Origin of the sequence: Candidatus Mycolicibacterium alkanivorans, assembly GCF_022760805.1 — a bacterium.
Classification (GTDB): domain Bacteria; phylum Actinomycetota; class Actinomycetes; order Mycobacteriales; family Mycobacteriaceae; genus Mycobacterium; species Mycobacterium alkanivorans.
The window spans coordinates 946,086-968,198 of the sequence record NZ_JAIVFL010000001.1; the positions used below are offsets into that span (position 1 = coordinate 946,086).

General features: G+C 68.7%; 11 protein-coding genes. 6 read left to right on the plus strand and 5 right to left on the minus strand.

Annotated features, from left to right (window positions below; genetic code table 11):
- Positions 1–30 precede the first annotated feature (30 nt).
- Positions 31–1,278, plus strand: coding sequence for a phthiocerol/phthiodiolone dimycocerosyl transferase family protein (locus K9U37_RS04630; RefSeq protein ID WP_243070717.1), 1,248 nt, complete (start codon positions 31–33; stop codon positions 1,276–1,278).
- On the opposite strand, the gene K9U37_RS04635 is transcribed toward K9U37_RS04630, so the two are convergent.
- Positions 1,244–2,671 (minus strand): WS/DGAT/MGAT family O-acyltransferase, encoded by a 1,428-nt coding sequence (locus K9U37_RS04635; protein WP_243070718.1) that lies wholly within the window; start codon positions 2,669–2,671, stop codon positions 1,244–1,246. The two genes, K9U37_RS04630 and K9U37_RS04635, sit on opposite strands and share 35 nt — an antisense overlap.
- 50 nt (positions 2,672–2,721) lie before the next feature.
- Between K9U37_RS04635 and K9U37_RS04640 the strand changes: the two genes are divergently transcribed.
- Positions 2,722–3,507 carry an SDR family NAD(P)-dependent oxidoreductase gene (locus tag K9U37_RS04640; RefSeq protein WP_243070719.1) on the plus strand — a complete coding sequence of 262 codons (786 nt, stop codon included), beginning with the start codon at positions 2,722–2,724 and terminating at the stop codon, positions 3,505–3,507.
- A gap of 7 nt (positions 3,508–3,514) precedes the next feature.
- Here K9U37_RS04640 and pks2 read toward each other — a convergent pair whose 3' ends face one another.
- A complete protein-coding gene (gene pks2 / locus K9U37_RS04645) occupies positions 3,515–9,757 on the minus strand; it encodes a sulfolipid-1 biosynthesis phthioceranic/hydroxyphthioceranic acid synthase (protein ID WP_308197333.1) in 6,243 nt (2,080 codons plus the stop codon).
- A gap of 257 nt (positions 9,758–10,014) precedes the next feature.
- Here pks2 and K9U37_RS04650 point away from each other — a divergent pair, with 257 nt between their 5' ends.
- The 4 genes from K9U37_RS04650 to K9U37_RS04665 all read left to right on the plus strand — a co-directional run bounded on the left by K9U37_RS04650 (position 10,015) and on the right by K9U37_RS04665 (position 12,103).
- Positions 10,015–10,605 (plus strand): carboxymuconolactone decarboxylase family protein, encoded by a 591-nt coding sequence (locus K9U37_RS04650; protein ID WP_252393933.1) that lies wholly within the window; start codon positions 10,015–10,017, stop codon positions 10,603–10,605.
- Between the two features lie 103 nt (positions 10,606–10,708).
- A complete protein-coding gene (gene mspA, locus K9U37_RS04655) occupies positions 10,709–11,347 on the plus strand; it encodes a porin MspA (protein WP_243070720.1) in 639 nt (212 codons plus the stop codon).
- Positions 11,348–11,393: 46 nt separating this feature from the next.
- On the plus strand, positions 11,394–11,669 hold the full coding sequence (locus K9U37_RS04660) for a hypothetical protein (protein WP_243070721.1): 276 nt from the start codon (positions 11,394–11,396) through the stop codon (positions 11,667–11,669).
- A complete protein-coding gene (locus K9U37_RS04665) occupies positions 11,666–12,103 on the plus strand; it encodes an RDD family protein (RefSeq protein WP_308197334.1) in 438 nt (145 codons plus the stop codon). The genes K9U37_RS04660 and K9U37_RS04665 overlap by 4 nt, the downstream gene beginning before the upstream one ends.
- 177 nt (positions 12,104–12,280) lie before the next feature.
- Here K9U37_RS04665 and K9U37_RS04670 read toward each other — a convergent pair whose 3' ends face one another.
- The 3 genes from K9U37_RS04670 to K9U37_RS04680 form a co-directional block, all read right to left on the minus strand.
- Positions 12,281–15,529 (minus strand): arabinosyltransferase domain-containing protein, encoded by a 3,249-nt coding sequence (locus K9U37_RS04670; protein WP_243070722.1) that lies wholly within the window; start codon positions 15,527–15,529, stop codon positions 12,281–12,283.
- Entirely contained in the window at positions 15,526–18,798 is a 3,273-nt protein-coding gene (locus tag K9U37_RS04675) for an arabinosyltransferase domain-containing protein (RefSeq protein ID WP_243070723.1), read from the minus strand. Before K9U37_RS04675 ends, K9U37_RS04670 begins: the two co-directional genes overlap by 4 nt.
- Before the next feature lie 75 nt (positions 18,799–18,873).
- On the minus strand, positions 18,874–22,113 hold the full coding sequence (locus K9U37_RS04680) for an arabinosyltransferase domain-containing protein (protein WP_243070724.1): 3,240 nt from the start codon (positions 22,111–22,113) through the stop codon (positions 18,874–18,876).

Consider the following 22,113-nt stretch of genomic DNA (forward strand, 5'->3'; position numbering starts at 1 on the left):
GCGGGACATTCGAAGGGAAGGTCACCGAGGTTGTTTGGCTCAACGCCGATCCGCTACTTGTCGCCCAGCGAGGAGTTCTACGCGAAAGCGGAGAACTTCATCGGTTTCACCGTCACTCTGCGGGGTCCGGTGGACGTTGCTGCGATGTCGGAGGCATTCGACACCCTGATGCGGGTACATCCCGCGCACGCCGGTCATCTCGAGCGAGGCGCCGACGGCAGGCACCAGATCATGGTCGACGACTACGAGCATCCGGGGATCTGGCTCGAGAAGATCGACGACCCGCCCGCCGAGCGGTTGCCGAGTCAGTCGGAAGCGCTGGTCAATCTGCGGCTGAGACTGGGTGCGGAGCGCTCCGAACTCACCCTCTTCACCCACCATGCCCTGGCCGACGCGAAGCACCAGTTCGCGTTGCTGGAAAAGCTTTTCAACTCCTACACCGAGATAGTCACCGGCGCCGGTATCGGCCCGGTCAAGGCCGAGCCCCTTCCGGAGCCGTTGGAGACGGTCCTTTCCGAGCGTGGCATCGTCAAACTCCAGCGGTTCGGCCTCGAGCGCTTCCTGCCCGCGATCTTCGCCTACGACCTGCCCCCGTCGAGGCGAAACGCCGGACGTGTCGGCCCTCAGTCGGTTCGCGTACCGTCAGCCAACTGTCGGCTCTCCCGCCAGGAGACCCAGGCTCTGGTCGACATCTGCGCGGACCGTCGGGTCAGCCTCAACGCCCTGGTTGCCGCCGCGATCCTGATGGCCGAGTGGACGATACGGGAAACCCCGCACCTTCCGATTCCCTTCATCTACCCGGTCGATCTGCGCTTCTTCCTCAACCCGCCGGTCGGCTCGACCGAGGCCACGAACCCGGTCGGAATGGCGATGTACCTGGCCGAAATCAACCCGAAGACCGACATCATGGACTTGGCCCGTGACATCATCGAGGCGTTCCGTTCTGATCTGGCCGAGGGCGTGATTCAGCAGTCGTTCCTGCACTTCGGCGAGCAGTACCAGGGAAACCCGCCCGGTCTACCCGACGTCGTCATGACCACGGACGCCGGTGAGATGCCGCCGCTACGGACACCGCCCGGTTTGATGGTCGAACAGTACGACGTCGAGGTGCTGTTCGCATCGACGTCGGCGGTTATCGATATGTATTCCGTCGGAGCCTATGACGGCCGGTTGGTGATCACCTATCACAGCCACGGGCCCGAGCGCGATCGTTACGTCGGCGCGATCCACGAGCTGCTGGCTGCTATCCCGTCGCGGTACGCGTGGGTGACGGAGTAGCAGACTCTGCGGTAGAACCCAGCAACTCGGTCAGGCCCGCGGCCAGACCGTCGGCCATTTCCGAGAGGTCCGGTACCAGGTCGGGGCACGAGATCAACCCGAAGTCGAGTTTCCCGTTGATGCTCGCCAGGGTGATGTTGAGCCCCGCACCGAACAGCACCGGTCCGAACGGGTGCGCCGCCAATAGCTCGGCTCCCAGGAAATATTTCAGCGGCGGCCCCGGCACATTGGACACGATGACGTTGTACATCGGGCGAAACCGCGTCAGCAGCCCGTAGATCCGCCTCGCGATACCCAGGGTCACCGAGCCCAAGATCTCGAACCAGTCCTGCAGCAGCGCCGGACCGATCGCCGAAGTCTGTTCTTTGGCAATGGCGTTGGCCTCCGCGACGGCCCTGAGCCGTTCCACCGGGTCGGCGATCTGGGTCTGCAGCCGGGCGAACATGCCCGAAACCTGGTTGCGGGAAGGCTGATCCGTCGCCTCGTGCACCGAGGCCGGCACCAATGCCACCAGCGACGAGTTCGGCAGCTCCCCGCGCTCGAGCAGGAACTGACGGATCACCCCGGAGACCAAGGCCATGATCACGTCGTTGACCGTGACCCCGAAGTGGTTCTTGACCTTTTTGACGTCGTCGAGATCGAGCTGGGCAAAGGCGACGTTGCGACGCGCGCTGATAACGCCGTTGAGCCTGGTTCGGGGAGCAGAGAACGGGGCGGCCATCGCGCGGCCGGCCCGGGTGCGCCGGACGATGTCGACCACGGCACTGACAGTGGCGGGCACCACTCGGGTGACCAGGAGCACCGGTCGCCTCACGAATCGTGCCAGCCCGTCTACCGCCATCGCTACCGGGCCGACCGCCGCGGCCGCCTGCACCAGCGCCGTCGGCGGTGGGTCGGGTTCGGCGGTGCACAGCAGCGAGAGAAAGTCGCCGAACGTCACACCGTCGGCCGCGGCGTGATGGACCTTGAGCAAGACTCTGAGGCGATCGCCGTCGAGCGAGCCGTCGGCGCCCTCGATCACCCACATCTCCCACAGCGGCGCGCGACGATCGAGCGGCAAACCGGCCAGGACGCCACAGATCTCGGCCAGCTCAGCTGGACCTCCCGGCGCCCGAAGGCCGACCCGATGCACGTGGCGGTCGATGTCGAAGTTGCTGTCCTGGGCCCAGGCGGGATGATCGAGGTTGAAGAACGTATCGGACAGTTTCTCCCGGAATGCCGGTATCCCCTGAATCCGCGCCGCGAGCGCCTCGCGTAACCGGTCGTAGCTGTAACCGCCGGGAATTGTCGAGGCGTCCAGCTCTATCACCATGAACACTTGGACGGGCTGGTTCGCGGTTTCCAGGTAGAGGAAACTGGCATCGAGTCCACTGAGCCGCTGCGGACGTCGCACGCCTTGCATGCTACGTGCTCACCAGTGCTCACCGGTGATTGGATATGAGCATGGTGACCTTGATAACCGGTGCGTCGACGGGGATCGGCGCGGAGTTCGCGCGGCAGTTCGCCGCCCGGGGGCACGACCTCGTCGTGGTCGCCCGCAGTGCGGACAGGCTCGACAGCCTCGCCGCGCAACTACGGTCGGCACACGGCGTGAACGTCACCGTGCTGGCGATGGACCTGTCGCTGCCCACTGCGGCCGGCGAACTGTGGGAGCAGACGAACCGTCTGGGCCTTGAGGTCGACGTGCTGGTCAACAACGCGGGCTCAGGTACGCACGGTGACATCGCCGACGCCGACCCGCACCGCCTGGAGCAGGAGGTCGGACTCAACTGCCGGACCATGGTCGGCACGACGGCCCGCTACCTGCCTCAGATGCGGGCCAGGGGCGGGGGAACGATCATCAACCTGGCATCAACTGCGGCGTTTCTGCCGTTGCCGAAGATGGCGGTGTACGGCGCGTCCAAGGCCTTCGTCCTGTCCTTCACCGAGGCGCTGTGGGCAGAGGAGCGCAAGCACGGTGTTCGTGTCCTGGCGGTGTGCCCGGGTGTGACCGATACCCCGTTCTTCGAGGCAGCGGGCGAGGCGGCGGTCAGCGCGGCGTCACTGTCGCATTCGCTGGGACTCACCCGCACTCCCAAGCAGGTCGTCGACAGCACGATGCGCGTACTGTCCCGCCGCAAGCCCAGCTTCGTGGACGGCGCAGTGAATGCATTGGTCTGGCGCGGACTCACCCGGGTGGTGCCCACGCGGCTGATGGTCGCGGCGTCCGGGCGGTTGGTTGAAGGCTGAGCTGACGCTAGCTCACTTGCCCGGCTGACAGTGCCTCGGTCAGATACCCCGCCAGCGTGCGAGCGGTGTTGTAGGTGACGATCGTCTTCGGCGTGACGCGCACGCCGGTTTGGGTTTCGATGTGGGTGCGCAATTCCAGGTTGCCCAGGGAGTCCAGCCCGTGCTCGGCGAACGGGCGATCGGGGTCGATCGCCCGGCGCAGGATGAGTGCCACCTCGTCGGTGACCAACCGCCGCAAGCGGTCCGGCCGCTGCTCCGGTGACAGCGCGCGGAGCTCGGCGAGAAGCGCCGCGCCGCTGGTCTCCGCGCCGGCATCAGCCGAGCGGAACGCCTCAGCGACAGGGCTTCGGGCTGCCAGCGCGGCGAGCCACGGCGCTCCGGTCAGGGGCAGATAGGCGGTGTAACCGCGGTCATGACGGAGCAGTGCGCGGAAGGCGTGGGCACCTTCCTGGGGAGTGATCATCGCGGTGTCGCCCCGCTGCGCGAGTCCAGCGCCCCGGCCGATCTGATCCCATGCGCCCCAGGCGATTGCGGTGGCGGGCAGGCCCTGGGTGCGTCGCCACGCGGTGAACGCGTCCAGCCAGCTGTTGGCCGCGGCGTATGCGCCCTGGCCCGGTGAGCCGAACAGCGCGGCGACGGACGAGAAGCTGCAGAACCAGTCCAGCGGCTGCCCGGCGGTGGCGCGGTGCAGATGCCAGGCGCCGTGCACCTTCGGCGCCCAGTCCCGGTCGATCAGCTCGTCGGTGATATTGCCGAGAGTCGCGTCGTCGACGACGGCAGCGGCATGCAGCACACCACGCAACGGCAGACCGGTGGCGGTGGCAGCTGACACCAGCCGGGTGGCGGTCTGCGGGTCGGCGATGTTGCCGCATTCGACGACGACATCGGCACCGTTGGCCCGCAGCCGGTCAATCGTCTTCTGCGCCTGCGGGTTTGGCTGTGAGCGCGACGTCAGGATAATCCGCCCGCAGCCGGCCGAGGCCATCGCGGACGCCAGGAACAACCCGAGTCCGCCCACCCCGCCGGTGACGATGTAGGAACCGTCCTTGCGGAACACCCGCGCCCGGGTCGGCGGCACGGCGACACCGGTCTGCGGCCCGCGCGGGATGGTCAGGATCAGCTTGCCGGTGTGCTGGGCGGCGCTCATCTCGCGGATGGCGGTGTCGGCCTCGGTGAGAGGCCGGACCGAGTACTCCGGGGTGGGCAGAGTCCCGTCGGCGACCAGGCCGTACACCGTGCGCAGCAGATCACCGATCTGACCCGGCGCACTGTTGCTCATCAGCAGCAGATCGGCATAGTAGAAGGCCAGGTTACGGCGGAACGGGTAGAGGTCGACGCGGGTGTGCTCGTACACGTCGCGCTTACCGATCTCCACGAAACGACCGTCGAAGGCCAGCAGTTCCAGGCCCGCCCGCTGCGCCGCACCGGTCAGCGAGTTGAGCACGACATCGACGCCGTAGCCGTCGGTGTCGCTCCGGATCTGGTCGGCGAAATCTGTTGTCCGAGAGTCGTATACGCGCTTGATGCCCATCTGCCGCAGGAGCTCGCGACGGTCATCGCTTCCGGCGGTGGCGAAGATCTCCGCTCCGGCATGACGGGCGATCGCGATCGCCGCCTGTCCCACGCCACCGGTCGCCGAATGAATCAGCACCCGATCGCCGGGCTGAATCCGGGCCAACTGGTGCAGGCTGTACCACGCGGTGGCGTACGCGGTGGACACCGCCGCCGCCTCCTCGGTGGTCAATGATTCCGGCAGAGGTGCGGCCAGTCGCGCATCACAGGTGACGAACGTGCTCCAGGCGGCGGTGTCGGCGAGGGCGCCGACCCGGTCGCCGACTTTGAAGTCGGTGACACCGGCACCCACCGCGGTCACCACACCTGCGAAGTCCACGCCGAGGCCCTGGCGCTGCCCGTCGACGGTGAAGGACTTGCCGAAGGCGAGCAGCACGTCGGCGAAGTTGATGCTGGAAGCATCGACGGCGACTTCGATCTGCCCGGCTTGTGGCGGCTCGCGGTCCGCAGTGACGAATTCGAGGGTGTCGAGGTCACCCGGAGTGCGGATGACCAGACGCATCCCGTCGCGTTCGGGGTCGACAGTGGTGGTCCGGCGCTCGTCGGGCCGCAGCGGGCTTTGTCGCAACCGAGCGGTGTACCACGAACCTTGCCGCCATGCCGTGGAGTCCTCGTCAGATCCGCTGAGCACCTCGCTGGCGACGGCCTCGCCGTCGGTGTCGGCGTCGACGTCGATCTGGGTCGGCCGAAGTGGCGGGTGCTCGGCGCCGATGACCCGCAACAGGCCGGTCACGCCGCCCTGGTCGAGATTGACGGTGTCGCCCGGGGCCGCCGCCAGCGCACCACGGGTGATGACGTAGAACCGCGGCGGTTCACCATCGGTGTTTGCCAGCTTGCCGGCGATGCCGACCAGCGACGCCACGAGATCGCGTCCGCGGTCCGGGTTCGGGTCGCCTTCGGCCGGTGCAGCAACCACCACCACGCCGGTGAACGCTCCGGACGCGAGCTCGCCGCCGGACACGGCACCGGCACTCACCGTCCGGCAGTCGGCGCCATGCGAGGCCATCGCCTCCGAGAGCCGCACAGCGAGCTTGTCGCCATCGTCGGCAACCACCAGCAGCCAGGCACCGCGGGCGGTGCCGGCCGCCGGCAGCTGCTGCTGATTCCACTCGACGGTGAGCAGACGTTCGGCGAAGATGCGCTCGCGCTGCCTGCTCTTGGATTCCTGGGCGCCGATCCGCAGACCCGCCGCCTGCAACACGACCTCGCCGTCGGCGTCCAGGATGTCGAGATCCGCCTCGATCGCGGCGGCGTCGGCCGAGAGCACCCGCACCACGCAGTACCGCGCGTCGCGGCCCCGGCCCACCCGGCGCAGCCGGGCCACGCCCAACGGCAGCATCAGCCCGCCGTCGGTGCGGCCCGCCGCACTGATCACGGCGGCCACCGACTGGAAGCAGGCGTCCAGCAGCGCCGGATGAATGCCGTAACCAGCCTGCTGGGAGCGGATGTCGCCGGGCAGCGCGATCTCGGCCAGCAGAGTGGACCGGTCGTCGCCCGCACTAGTGTGCACGGCGACCAAGCCGGTGAACGCGGGACCGAACTGGATTCGCCGGCCGGCGAACCACTGGCGCACCTCGTCACCGGCAATCCGGTTGGGATACGCCGCCAGCAGTCTGGCGATGTCCTGGGGCGCGGGGCGGGCCTCGTCGTCGACCGCGCTCAGGGTCGCCACCGCCTGTCGGACGCGCTCGCCGTCCTGGTCGGCCGCCACGGCGAACTCCGCGACACCGGTGCCGGCGACCGCTGCGACGGCGGTGACTTCGGTGTGCTCGTCGAGCAGCATCAACTGCTCGAACTGGACGTCCCGGACGGCGCTGCTCTCGCCGAACACCAGTTCGGCTGCGGCCAGGGCCATCTCGCAGTACGCGGCACCTGGGTAGGCGGCCACATTGTTGACCTTGTGGTCGGCCAGCCACGGCAGTTTCCCGGTGCCGACGTCAGCCTGCCAGGCGTGCCGCTCGGGCTCCTCCGGCAGCCGCACATGCTCGCCCAGCAGTGGGTGCACCAACGCTGTGCACGCGCCAACCAGGGAGTCCTGGCCGTCCGACTCGATGAGGAAGTGACGATGGGTCCACGTCGGCAGCGGCGCGTCCACCAGACGTCCGCCCGGATAGCGGACGGCGAAGTCGACGGCGGCGCCAGCGTTGTGCACATCGCAGACGAACACCCGTACTCCGTGCGGCAGCGGCTGGTCCCGACGCATACCTGCGACGGCATGGATCGAGATGTCTGCGGCGTTGGCGGTCTGCTCGACCGCGCGCGTCAGCAGGGGATGCGGAGCCGGCTCGCCGAACACTCGATGGCCGTCATCCAGCGCTGCCTGCACTGCGTTGGCGAAACGCACTGGCTGCCTGAGGTTGTCGACCCAATACAGAGCGTCGAATGCCGGTCGAGCGCGCGGGTTGTCGAGGGTTGCCGAGTAGTACGGCACCTTGGGCTCCATCGGAGCCAGTTCGGCGAGTTCCTCGGCCAGGTCGGCGAGGATCGGGTCGACCTGCGGGGAGTGTGAGGCGACGTCCACCGCCACCTCCCGGGCCATGACGTCACGGGCTTCCCAGGCGGCGACCAGCTCGCGGACGGTGTCGGTCGCGCCGCCGATGACGGTGGACTCCGGCGAGGCGAACACCGATACCACGACATCGCTGACGCCCCGGGCGGCGAGTTCGTCGCGCACCTGCGTGGCGGTCAACTCGACGGAGGCCATCGCGCCGCCGCCGGACAGCCGGCACATCAGCCGGGAGCGGCGGCAGATCACGCGCACCCCGTCCTCGAGCGACAGGGCTCCGGCGACGACGGCCGCCGCGGCCTCGCCCATCGAATGTCCGATGACTGCGCCCGGATGCACACCGTAGGACCGCATCGCTTCGGCAAGCGCGACCTGCATGGCGAACAAGGTGGGCTGAACCCGGTCAATCCCGGTCACCGTCTCCGGCGCCGACATCGCTTTGCTGACCGAGAAACCGGACTCCCGGGCGATCAGCGGCTCGAGTTCCGCGACGCGCGCGGCGAACGCAGGCTCCCGGGCCAGCAGTTCGGCGCCCATCGCGGCCCACTGCGAACCCTGTCCGGAGAACACCCACACCGGTCCCCGGTCGTCCTGGCCCACCGCGTCCGGATAGGGAATCTCGCTCTCGGCGACCTCACGCAGACCGGCGGCCAGCTCGGTGAGGTCCGTGGCCAGCACCGCGGTGCGCACCGACCGGTGACCGCGCCGCCGTGCCAGCGTGTAGGCCAGGTCGGATGCCGCCAGGCCGTGGCCGCGCTGCTCCACCCAGTCGGCCAGACGCAGTGCCGTCCGGCGCAGCCCCTCGTCGGAGGTAGCCGATACGGGGAACAGCAGTGTCCCCGACGCGGCGGAAGCGGTCTGGTCGGAACCCGCGGTTTCCGGTGCTTGCTCGAGCACGGCGTGCACGTTCGTCCCGGACATGCCGAACGAGGACACCGCCGCCCGTCTTGGCTGGTGGCCATCGGTCGGCCAGGGGGTGATCTCCTTCGGCACCAGCAGACCTGTCTCGATCTGACCGAGATCGTCGGGCAACCGCGTGAAATGTGCCATCGCAGGCACCGCACCGTGGCGCAGTCCGAGGATGGCTTTCACCAGCCCGACAGTGCCGGCTGCGGACTCGGTGTGGCCGAGATTGCTCTTCGCCGACCCGACGATGCAGCGGTGTCCGTCGGTGCCGTACACCTTCGCCAGGCCGCCGAACTCCAGCGGGTCGCCGACCGGTGTGCCGGTGCCGTGCGCCTCGACCATGCCGACGGTGGCCGCGTCGACGCCCGCCACATCCAGTGCCGCCCGGTAGACGTCGGCCTGGGCGTCCAAGGACGGTGTCGTGAGGGTCACCGAGCGACCGTCCTGATTGGCGGCGGTTCCGCGGATCACCGCCAGGATCCGGTCGCCGTCGCGCAGCGCGTCCGGCATGCGCTTGAGCAGCACCACCGCGCAGCCGTCGGAACGCACGAAACCGTCCGCGCCGACGTCGAACGTCCGGCATCGCCCGGTCGGGGAGAGCATGCCCTGCGCCGACGCCGACGCGCTCACGGACGGTTCGAGGATCACCTGACAGCCGCCGGCCAGGGCGTAGTCACTTTCGCCCTCATGCAGGCTTCGGCAGGCCAGATGTACCGCCAGCAGACCCGAGGAACACGAGCTGTCGATGGTCAGTGCCGGGCCGCGCAGACCCAGCGCGTAGGCGATCCGCCCGGACGCCATGCTGTACGGGGTGCAGGTGTAGCCGTACGGGCCCGCCATGGCGCCGGCCTCGTTGGACACCAGCGTGTAGTCGTCGTGGCACAGGCCGGCGAAGACACCGGTCGACGAATCCGCCAAGGACGCGGGGGACAGGCCGGCGTGCTCGACCGCTTCCCAGGCCGTCTCCATCATGAGGCGGTGCTGCGGGTCGATCGCCGCCGCTTCGCGGTCCCCGATTCCGAAGAACTCGGCATCGAAACCACCGACGTCGTCTACGAAGCCGCCCCACCGCGAGACCGACCGCCCGGGCACACCGGGCTGCGGATCGTAGTGCTCCTCGAGGTCCCACCGGTCCGCGGGGATTTCGGTGATCAGGTCATCGCCGCGCAGCAGCGCCTCCCACAGCAGTTCGGGGGAGTCGATGCCGCCAGGCAGGCGGCAGCCCATTCCAATCACCGCAATCGGTGTGACCTTGGGTTCAACCACAAGGGTCCTTCGCTTTTCGGATGTCTCCCAGGGGCCGCACGCCGCGCCGACATGAGTAGCTACAGCTGCCCTGGCTTGTGCGCAGATCGCCTCGCACAGTTGTCGCAAGCGTAGCTGACGCTGACGTCAGGACCATCATTCGCCGGCCCGGCCGTCGCTGTGAGCGAACTGTGCGACTGGTTTGCGGGCGAACCCTCTCGGTGATGTGTAATGGCGGCCGGGACGGCACGTCGTCGTGCCACGGCGAAAGGCGGACCATGACGTCCTCGGAATCCCTACCGGCGAACCCGCCCGAACCGATTCCCGCGGTGGTTCCGCCCAGGATTCCACCGGGGGGCCGTCGCGAACTCGGTCTGATCGGCTGGTTGTTCTGCAAGCTGGCCTCGCGGATCGCGGGCGTGCCGGAGATGCACCTCTTCACGGTGTTCGCCCAGCACCGGCGGATGTTTTGGACCTGGGCGCCCTTCGGCTGGGTGCTACTGCGGCGCGGGCGCCTGCCCGGCCGCGACACCGAAGTGGTGATCCTGCGGGTGGGACGCGTGCGCAACTCCGAGTACGAATTGCAGCAGCACCGGCGGATCGCGCTTCAGCGCGGCGTGGATCTTCAGACCCAGGCTGCGGTGTTCGCCTGGCCGGCGGCCGACCGGCTCTCGGCCCGGCATCAGGCCATGCTGACCGGAGTCGACGAGTTGCTGACCACCCGGGCGATGTCGGACGAGACCTGGCAGCGGCTGGCCGGCTATCTGGACCGTCGCCAGTTGATGGAGTTCGTCATGCTGGTCGGCCAGTATGACGCGCTGGCGATGTGGCTCAACACCCTCGGCGTGCCGATGGACTACCCGGACTAGCCCCGCGCCGGCCGACTCCTGATCACAACTCAGGTTCACCCTGTAGGCTGCCGAGGCGCCGCTCGGTGATCCGCGAGTTCACCGTCGAGAAGCTAGGGGGAGCATGAAGGTCATCGGTCGAGTGCTGGTGGCGTTGGTCGCCGCCGTCGCGGCGTTGTTCGCCGGGGCAGGTACCTCGCACGCAGGTTTGGACAATCAGCTGAGTCTGGTCGACGGCGGTGGCCGCACGATGACGGTCCAGCAGTGGGACACCTTCCTCGACGGTGTGTTCCCCTTGGACCGCAACCGGCTGACCCGCGAGTGGTTCCATTCCGGCAAGGCCGTCTACAGCGTGGTCGGCCCGGGTGCCGATGACTTCGCCGGCACCCTGGAGCTGGGCTACCAGGTCGGCTTCCCGTGGTCGCTGGGTGTGGGCATCAACTTCAGCTACACCACCCCCAACATCCTGCTCGACGACGCCAGCATCTCCCCGGGCAACTTCAATCCGCTGGGCTCGGTCATCACCCCGAACCTGTTCCCGGGTGTGTCGATCAGCGCGGATCTGGGCAATGGCCCCGGTATCCAGGAGGTCGCCACCTTCTCCGTCGACGTTTCGGGCCCCAACGGCTCGGTGGCGGTGGCCAACGCCCACGGCACCGTCACCGGTGCGGCCGGCGGTGTGCTGCTGCGCCCCTTCGCCCGGCTGATCTCCAAGGCCGGTGACTCCGTCACCACCTACGGCGAACCCTGGAACATGAACTGAGCCGACGAGCCAGTTCAACTCTTGTGATCTGACCACGATGCCGGGGATGCCCTGGGAGCAACTGCCGCTGATCGGCGGGTGGCTGCGGTCTACCCGCGTCGAGGCGACCAGGGCGGGCATCGCGCGCATCGACCTGATCGGCCTGGCCGAGGTGGTCATCGACGGTGTCGACCTTCCCGCGATCATCCGGGAGTCGACGGGCACCGTCACCGCCGAGGTGATGACCGACGTGCGCACCCAGACCGCCAGGGCCGACGATGTCGTCTCCGGTTTCGTCGACCGAATGCTGGGCCGCACCCCGCGGCCGCAGGACCCAGAGTGACCAACGCCGGCATCGTGTCGCGAGGCCTGGGCGCGCTTGTCGACATGCTGGTCGTCGTCGTGACGATGGGTCTGCTCTATCTGGGGCTGGCGCTGAGCACGCTGATGGTCAACCCGACGTCCTTTCGCTTCCCGGCGCCGAACGTGATCTTCTCCACCGCAGTGACGATCGCGGTGTCGGTGCTCTACCTGACCGGGTGCTGGACCCTGTCAGGCCGCACGGTGGGTGCGGTCCTGCTGGGTGTCCGGGTGGTGGGCCGCGATGCTCAGCAACTGCGGCTGAGTGTGGCTGTCGTGCGGGCGATCGCCTGCGTTCTGGTTCCGATCGGGTTGCTGTGGGTTGCTGTCGACCGGCAGCGGCGGTCGGTGCAGAGGACATCGCGGTGGGCAGCCGGGTCGTCTACGATCGCCCCTAGGATGCCCCATTGCCGTTAGCGGACGGTCAGGTACGTTCCTTCGGCAGCGTCTCGCCGCGGAAGAATGCGGGACACCGATCCCTTCTTCAGACCCTTCGACCGCAGGCCATGCATCAAGGGGTCAATGATTGCCGCGTCCTTCGCCATGCCTCGGATTGTTCCGCGCCGATCACAAGATCAACGCGAAACCCGCCGATCACGGCTGGATCCGGATCGGTCCCGGCTTCCACAACCCGCTGCGGGTGGCGGTGCCCAGCTCCAGCTGTGCCGGCTGGGCGTCGACGATCGTGTCGAACCTGCGCAGCGAGCCCCAGTCCCGGCCCCAGTCGTGCGACAGGTAGGTGGCCATCACGTTCTGGCGCAGCAGCAGGTCGCTGATCCCGAGCAGGCCGCCGTTGCGGCCGTCCTCCCAGGTGTCGGTGTCCTGCTTCTTGGCCGTGTAGTCCGGCGTGATGCGGAACTTGGGCACCTCGGTGACGCCGTTGGCGTGCAGCATCGGCTGCTGGCACGGGAAGGCCAGACCCACCGCCCAGTCCATCAGCACCGGCTGGGTGGAGCCGACGTACTCCTGCACCGAGCGCAGCTCGGGCACCCGCGGCGGGGTCACCGCGATCCAGTCACCCCGGGACAACGACCGGTCCTTGGCAACGATCCGCACCGTGGTGGCGTCGGCGGGGATCTCCGAGCGCGCGAACCGCAGGTTGCGCCACGACGGCGCCGGGCCCAGGTCATACGGGCTGACCCGGCCGGCCGGCACCGGGGCGCCGTCGGGGCCAGGCTTGCCGTACTCCAGATCGACGGTCTGCCCGTCGGTGAAGCCGTTGAGCACGCTGCGGCCGGCGATCGTGCCGGCGGCGGTGACCACCACCAGCGGATGGCCGCTGTCGTTGGGCGGCAGGGCGTACCAGGCCGAGTTGAGCGTGGCCTCCTGCTGCGGGCCGACGAGGTAGCTGCCGGCGAGCGCGACCCGCGCCGGATCCAGGCCGTAGGGCAGGGGCACGGTCGAGCCGTTCACGCCGGGGGCGTCCAGCTTGATCGGCTGATCCCAGTCGTAGTCGGTACCCGGTTGTGGGTTGGTCATCCGAATCGATTCGGCCACAATGTGTTCCGGCACACCGCTGGGTGTGAAGCCGATGGGTTTGGCGCCCCCGAGCGGGCCGAGGGGGCCGTAGTCGCCGGGCAACGGGGTCAGGAAACCGGCATTGGGGTCGGGTTCGACGAGCACGTCGTCGGCCAGTCCGCAGCCACCGGAGAACGATCGCAGGTTGGCCCACGCGTTGGAGTACGTCGGGTACTGGCGCACGATGCCCGCGACCATCGAGCCGACGAACACCAGCACCATGAAACCGGCCGCCAGCGGGATCGGTGCGGCGGTGACCGCACCCGTGATGCGACCTTCCCGGTGCTCGCGTGAGTTGAAGTGCAGCCACACGGTGTACAGTGCCGAGACCACGAACAGGAAGAAGAAGATCGTGCTGACGGTGATTCCGCCGATGCGCGGCATCGCGTTGTTGAACGGCACGCCGTAACTGGAGACGTACCACCAGCCGTTGGTGGTGGCGAAGCACAGCGACACGACGAACAGCACCGCGGTGACGACCGTCATCCGATTGCGCGACCAGCGCAGCACTTTCGGCGAGATCAGCACGGTGGCAAGCGCCGCCGTGGCCGCGCCCACCGCGGCGAACAACCCGAAGTGGTGCACCCACTTGGTCGGGGTGAACATCAGAAAGAACATCGTCGCGAAAATGACACCCATCAGCCGCCAAGCCGGTCCGCGGGCCACGCCGGGAACCCGCTTGCGGCGCAACATGATGAACATCGAGACGAACAGCGACAGCGCGGTGATCAGGAAGCCGAACCGCCGCGACAGCGAGCCGTCGACCGTCGGCAGGATCAGGTAGTAGTAGCGCAGGTTCTCCGTGTACCAGGCCTGGCTGGGTCCGATGTCCGTGCGAATCCTGGTGGCTTCCAACACCGTTGCCAGCGTCTGGTCGGCGAAGACGACCGTCAGCACCACGGTTCCGGCGGCCAGCAGCGGCAGTACGAGTGGCCAGGTGCCCACGATTGCGCGGCGGCGCACCAGGATGCGAAGGATGGGGCGGCCACCGGCGATCAGCGCGGCGACGGCGATCAGGCCGGTGGGCTGGATGCCGAGGGTGAACGCGGCGCTGATGATGGCCAGCGCGGCCGGCGTGAGCCGGCCGGAGATGATCGCCCGCTCGATCAGCACGTAGGTGATCAGTGCGCCGGTGGCGATCTGGCCTTCGGGTCGCAGGCCGTTGTTGAACGGCATCCACGCCGCCATCAGGACCAGCCCGGCGGCCCACAGAGCGGGCCGACTCGACTTGACGGCGGGACCGAGGCGGGGCAGCACCTCGCGGGACAGCAGCAGCCAGCACAGCAAGGCGCAGAACAGGTCTGGCAGCCGCATCCAAATACTGGCGTCGCTGACATGGGTCATCAGGGCCAGCACGTTGTAGAACCAGCCGAACGGATCCTCGGGGCTGCCGAACCAGCGGAAGTAGTTCGACATGTAGCCGGCGTGATCGGCGACGCGGGCCATGCCGAGGATGTAGCCGTCGTCGGAGGAGTTGGCCCCGATGACGTGCCAGACCAGGAATCCGGTGACGACGGTGACGTCGACCGTGGTGAAGGTGCGCCAGCGCTGCGGGATCAACGTGTGCATACGCCGGCCGTCGAGGCGGTCCAGCCGCCACAGCGCACCGAGCGCGACGGCGGTCGCGGCCATCGCCAGCAACATCGCAACCAGCTTCAAAGCTGTTGGCCGGGTGGAGAATCGGGTGTCGATGGTGGCCGAGAAGGTCAGGCCGGGCGGGGCCGGCCCGGTGAGGTCGGTGAACACCCCGACAACGGCCGGGCGCAGGTTCGGGTCGGGGAAGCCGGTGCGCTGCTCCTTGCCCGTGGTGGGAGCCGAATCGCTCCCTGAGTCGCTTCGCTCCTGCCCGCCGGAAAGCCCGACGAAGGTCGCGTAGGTGCCCGCCGTGGTCGAGCTGATCTCGATGCGCTGACACTGCGGGGAGGCAACCCTGGACCGCGGCACGCTCGCGATCACCACGTTGCGGTCGGTGATGTCGACGCGCTGGGCGGTGACGTTGACGAACAGCGAATTCAGCGTCGCCTCTTTGCCTTTCTTCGGCGCGAGGCCCAGCACCAGCCCGCCCTGCGGCGGCATCGAGGCGATCACGTCGCACGGCACCGTCGCGGTGAGCGACACCGGTGCCTGGGAGATCAGCGGTGCGGTGACATTGCTGAACTGTCCGTCCTGCGGCCAGTTCAGTGTCGCGGTGGTCTGCACCACGGGCAGCAGCGGAGTCAGCACCGACAGCACGAAGCCGAGCAGGCCAGCGATCGTCGCCACCCATCGGGTGATCTTGACGTCGTGGGCTGCGTCGCGGGCGTTGGCCGCGAGAGTCTGTGTCATGGCAGTGCCCTGATCGGTCCGTTGCGGTTCCAGCCGAACACCTTCACCGCGCCCTGATCGATGACGGCGTTGGGTGCCTGATCGGCGGGCACCAGCCGGATGTAGCGCTCGAGGGCGCCCCAGTCTCGATACCAGTCATTGCGCAGGTAGGTCGGGATCGTCGCCGTCGTCAGCAGGGCCTGGATGAACAGGAACGGGCCGCCGGCGCGGGCGGACTGCCACATGTTCGACGACACCACCACCTGCTTGAGGTTGGGCAGAATCCGGTACTGCGGCAGTTCGGCGACACCGAGGTGTTCGGCGAACGGCCGCTGGCAAGGGAAGTTCGCAGCGGTGGCGATGTCCATCAGGATCGGTGTCTGCGAGCCGAGGAACTCACTCGCGGTCTGCAGCACCGGTACCCGCGGCGGGGTGAAACCGAACCACTGGTCATCGCTGAGGTTGGGGTCGTCGGCGACGATGCGCGCGACGTTGGCGTCCGGCGGCGCCCAGGCGAGCGGGAAACGCAGGTTCCGCCACGCCTTTTGGGCGATGACGTCGATCGGCTGCACCGAGCCGAGCGCCTGGAAGCTGCCGTCCGGGCGGTGTACGCCCCACTGCAGCTTGAGGGACTGCCCGTAGTTGAACTGGCGCTCCTCGTCGTAGAACCAGATCGCGCCTGCCGCGGCGACGGTGACCAGGGGCCGGTCCGGGGTGCGGGGCGGTAGCCGGTACCACGCGGAGGTGGCTTTGGCCGCGACGGTGTTCTCCTTGTAGCTGCCCATCACCGGTGTGGTCTTCGGGTCCAGGCCGAACGGCAGGAACACCCGGGATCCGTTGACTCCTTCCGGTCCGTAGCCGCCGCCGGTACCCGCCGCAAAAGCGATGCCCGCGTTGGGCTTGTTGGGCGAGCCGTCGGAGTTGACGATGCCGGGGTTGGCGACGAACGGCTCCGCCGGCTCGAGGGTGTCGCTGATTCCGTTGGGGGTGAAGCCGATTGGGTTCTCCCCGCCCAGCGGGCCGTACTGGCCCCACTTCTGACCCGGAACCGGTTGCAGCATACCGGCATTGGTGTCCGGCTCGACCAGGACGTCGTCGGCCATCGCGCAACTGGTCTCCGACAGGCCCGAACTCAGCGCGAAGATGTTGGCCTTGGCGGTGGTGTAGACCGGGTAGCGCTGCACGAAGGCCTTGGTCATCGAGCCGACTTCGAGCAGCACCATGATCAGTGCGACCACCAGCAGTGGTGTGGAGGCCAGCGCCCGGTTGCGCCGGGTGTTCTTGACCTCGGTGTGCCCGGCGGCGTAGTCCATCCGGAAGTGCAACCACCCGGCCAGCAGGCCGGTCACCACGGCCAGGCCGAGGAACATCGACGTCACCGGCTGGTGGGCGACGACCGGCTGCCGGTCGAACCACGGCACGCCGTAGTTGCCGACGTAGAACCAGCCGTTGATCCCCGAGGTCGCCCAGGCCAGGACGAACAGCAGGGCGGTGACCCACAGCGTGAGGTTGCGCCGGCTGTGCAGTCCGACCCGCGCGAACGCGAACGCCGTCACCCCGCCAAGTGCACCGGCCAGGCCGGCGAACGCGCCGAACTGCACCGCCCACTTGGTGGGGGTGAACGTCAGCAGCAGCAGGCCGATCGCGGTGCTGCCGACGAGCCGCCACGTCGGCCCGTTCGCGACGCCGGGCACGCTGCCACGCCGCAGTAGCACGGTCAACAGGCCGAACAGGCACAGCAGCATCACCAGAACGGCGAAGCGGCGGGTCAGCGAACTCTCCACGTTGTCTTCGACCGTGAGGAAGTAGTACCGCAGGAAGTCCTGGTACCAGGCGATCGTGGGTCCGACGACGTACTTGATCCGGGCGGACTCGGCGACGTTGGCCAGCGTCTGGTCGCGGAACACGACGACGAAGATGACCGACAGTGCGGCGGCCAGTGCGGCCAGCGGTGCCAGCAGAGCGTCGATGGGGCGCCGGCTCTGGATGACCCGGGCGACGCCGCGCGCACCGACCAGGATCGGGGCGGTGGCGATCAGGCCCTGGGGGGCCAGCGTCACGGAGAACACCGCGACGACGACGGCGAGGGCCGCCGGGACGAGCCGCCGGGTGGCGATCGCGTTCTCCACCAGGATCCAGGCCGCCAGCGCGCCGAAGGCGATCAGCGGCTCGGGGCGAAGGCCGTTGTTGAACGGTAGCCAGGCCGCCAGGAACACCGCGCCGGCCGTCCACACCGCGATCCGGTTGAGCGCGAGGCGCCGGCCCAGCCGCGGTAGCACGCAACGACTGAGGATCAGCCAGGTGCCGATGCCGGCGGCGGTGGCGGGCAGCCGCATCCACACCCCGGCGGTGCTGACCGACGCGAGCTGCGCAAGCACCGATTGGTACCAGTCGAACGGAGCCTCGGTGGCCCCGAAGAACCGGAAGTAGTTGGCGGTGTAGCCGGCCTCACCGGACACCCGTGCGATGGTGAGGTTGTAGCCGTCGTCGGAGGAGATCGCGCCGATCAGGTGCCACAGCAACAGAATTCCGACGACGCCGATGTCGGCCAGCCACGTCGACCATCCGACGCGCCACCGGCGTCGCCACGCCCGGGCCGGCTTCCGGCCCGACCGGTTGTCCAGCGCGCCCAGCGCGACGATCGAGGCCACCACACAGGCGATGCCGAGTGCCATCACGCCGAGCTTGACCGGGGTCGGGCCGGTGATGAACCGGGTGTCGACGACGATGCGGGCCGACAAGCCCGGCTGCGCGGGCACTTTCAGGTCGGTGAAGATCCCGGCGACCTGAGGCTTCTTCTCCGGGGACAGCGTGCCCGTCGCGCCCGGGACGCCGACGAAGTCCGCGCCCACACCGCCGGGGGCGGCCCACATGTGCAGTGTGCTGCACGCGGGCGTGCGGATCGCGGCGCGCGGTGCGACGGCGGCCACCGAATCACGGAACGCCACCACCACGGTGTCGGCGTTGGCCCGGACGAACAGGCCGTTACGGCTGGCGTCGATACCGGCAGGCGGAATGGTGGAGAACACCAGGCCGCCGTCGGCGGGCAGCGACGCGATCGCCGGGCAGGGGATGGAGACGTCGAGCGACTGCGGTGCCCCGGAGACCAGCGGCGCGGTGATGTCGCTGACGTTGCCGTCCGGGCCCGGCGCCTGCGGCCACTGGATCGCCGCGGTGGTCTGGGTGACCGGCAGAAGCGGAGTCAATCCGCACAGCAGCACACCCAGGATTCCTGCGACAACGGCGACGATCCGCGCGATCCGTGGGGTGGCGGCGCTGTCGCTGGGCACGAGGGTCGATCGTAGGCCAAGCGGTTGTGGACGCTCGGAAGGCCTGCGGACGTGCGTCGATTTGAGACGGGAATGCTACGTCGGGCGCAGGGGGGCCGGGCTCCACAAGCCGTTGCGGGTGGCGGTGCCCGGATCCAGCCGCGCGGGCTGGGCGTTGGGATAGAAGGGGTTGAGCCGCTGCAGTGCACCCCAGTCGCGGAACCAGTCGTCCTTGAGATAGGTGGGCACCGTGACGGATCGGTAGAGCAGCTCGCTGATGCCCAGTGGGCCGCCTCCGACGTTGTCCATCACCGGCGAATTGGCCTCGGCCCCGAACCGGTCCGGCAGGATGCGCCACTTCGGCGGTTCGATGACACCGTTCTGGTGGCCGAACGGCCGCTGGCACGGGAAGGCCAGGCCGACGAGCCAGTCGAGCAGGACCGGGTCTTTGGAGCCCACCACGTCCTGCAGCGTCCGCAGGTTCGGGATGCGTGGCGGGGTGATGGCGATCCAGTGCTGCGGAGACAGGTCGTCGTCGGAGGCGACGAGCCGGATCTGGGTGGCGTTACGCGGGATCGCGGCCAGCGGCGCCCGCAGGTTGCGCCAGGCCGGTGCCGCGCCGATGTCGGCGAATCCGAGAGCCCCGCCCGGCTTGTTCGCGGCGGCCTGCTGGTCGGTGGCCCACTGGATTTGGACCTCGTCCTGGTCGAACCGGCCGGCGGCCGAGACCACCAGGAGCGGCGAGGACGCCCAGTCCGACGGCAGCCGGTACCAGGCCGAGCGCAGCATGGCGGGCTGCTGAATGCCCGAACGCCAGCTGCCCATGACCGGGGTCCGGGCCGGGTCGAGGCCGTAGGGCAGCCGGGCCTTCGATCCGTTGATGCCGGCGTCGGCGGTGGTGCCGCCCTCGGTTCCGGCCTCACTGCTGGTGACCGTGCCGTCGTTGTTGTCGGCGAGGCTGCCGCCGCCGGGTGGCTCCAGCACCGGATCGGCTGAGACGTCGGCGGGAATTCCGTTGGCGGAGAAGCCTTCTGCGGTCGTCGCACCCAGCGCGTCACCGCCGGGCACCCCGATCGGGCTGAGCATCCCGGCGTTCGGGTCGAGTTCGACCAGCACGTCGTCGGCAAGCCCGCACGTCTTGCCGGTCAGCGCCTGCAGATTCGACCGTCCCACCGACCATGCCGGCCACTGCTCGGTCATCCCCAGCGTCAGCGACAGCACTTCGAAGACGACGAGCAGCCAGGCCACGATGGCCAGCGGGGAGCCGACCGCGGCCGACCACCACCGCCGCGTGCCGCTCTCGCCGTCGTCGCGACCGGAGAAATGGAACCAGGTGGCCAGCAGCAGCGTCAGGACGGTCAGTCCGAGCAGGACGGTGGTGAACCCGAAGTGCCACTCGGGGAACTGGTTCGACCACGGCACGCCGAAGTTGGAGACGTACCACCAACCGTTGACACTGGCGAACGACAGCGCCGTCACGAACAGCACGGCGGCGGCGAACACGGCCCGGTTGCGTCGGGAACGCAGCACGTGGGCGGTGACCGCGACGGCGGCCAGTGCCCCGAGCGAGCCGGCCAGACCGGCGAACACCCCGAAGTGGTGTGTCCACTTGGTCGGCGTGAACATCATCGCCAGGAACGAGATGATCGTGATCCCGATGATGCGCCGGCTCGGGCCGCCCGCGGTGCCCGGGATGTGGCCGCGGCGCAGCATCATCGCCACCGACATCGCCAGTGCGACCAGCAGGGCCAGCACCGCGAAGCGCCGCGCCACCGACCCGTCCGGGCTGGCCATGAACAGGCGCTCGTAGCGGAGGTGCTCGTCGAACCAGCTCAGGCTCGGGCCGACGGCGGACTTGAGCATGTTCGCCTGGATCTCACCGACCAGGGTCTGGTCGCGGAAGATCAAGATGATCGTCACGGTCGCGGCGGCCAGGATCGGCGCGAGCAGCGGCAGCAGGCCGAACGGTCGGGATCGGCGGTGCAGGATCGTGCGCAGCGGTCCGATTGCCACCAGCAGCGCGCCGATGGAGGCGATGCCGGTCGGGCCGGAGAACAGCGTCAGCGCGCCCACGATGCAGGCGAAGGCGACCGGCAGCAGCCGGCTGGTGGCCACCCCGCGCTCGACGCAGATCCAGGTCAGCAGGATGCCGATGGCGATGATGGGTTCGGGGCGCAGGCCGTTGTTGAGCGGCAGCCAGAACGCCAGGAACATCCCGGCGGCCGTCCACGCCGCGGCGGGCGTGGTCTTGACGGCGTGGCCCAGCCGCGGGATGACCTCGCGGCTGATGATCCACCAGCAGGCCAGTGCCATCACCAGTGTGGGCAGGCGCATCCAGATGCTGGCCGTCGATACGTGCGCCCACATCGCGAGCAGGTCGTAGTACCAGCCGAAGGGTGCCTCCGGGGTGCCGAACCAGCGGTAGTAGTTGGCCATGTAGCCGGCGTGCTCGGACACCCGGGCCATGGTCAGGAGGTAGCCGTCGTCGGAGGTGTTGGCGCCGACGAAGTGCCACCACACCAGGACCGCGACGACGATCCCGTCCAGGACGGTCACCGACCACCAGCGCGGCGGCAGGACCCGCCGATGGCGCATGCCGTCGGCGGTGTCCAGGATGTGCAGGGCGATCAGCGCCACAATCGTCAGTGCCACGCCGAGCACCATCGCCGCCAGTTTCAGTGCGGTCGGAGCGCTGCTGTAGCGGGTGTCGATGGTGGCCGAGAAGCTCAGGCCGGGGGGTGCCGGGCCGGACAGGTCGGTGAACACGCCGACGATCTGCGGCCGGAAGTCGTAGCCGCCGCGGTCGCCCTTCAGCGCTGCGCCCGGGTCGTCGCGGTCGGATCCCTTAGTCAGTCCGACGAACTCGGCGGTCACCTTGTCGGCGTGGGCGGTGAACGTCAGCTTCTGGCAGGCCGGGCTGAGCACCTGGGACAGCGGCGCCACGACGACGGGAGTGTTGCGCACAACGACCACCAGGTCGTCGTTGGCGCGCTGGATCAGCAAGCCGCGGTCGACGGCCTTGGGTGCCTGCTTGGGAACGGTGGAGAGCAGGACTGTGCGGCCGGTGCGCTCGAGTCCTTCCGCGGCGGCACAGGGGATGCTGATCTTCAGATCGGTGGCGACGTAGCTGATGAGCGGAGCGGTGACGCTGTCGAGCACACCGTTTTGCGGCCAGTTCAGCTGCGCGGTGGCCTGCTTGACCGGCAGCAACGGCGTCAGGATCGCCAGCGCCGCGCCCAGCAGGCCAGCGACGACGGCGACGAGACGGGCGGTTCGATGATTCGCCCGCGTCTCGGTCACGGAGGTAGATGGTAATTGGCCGCTCGAGGGGACCAT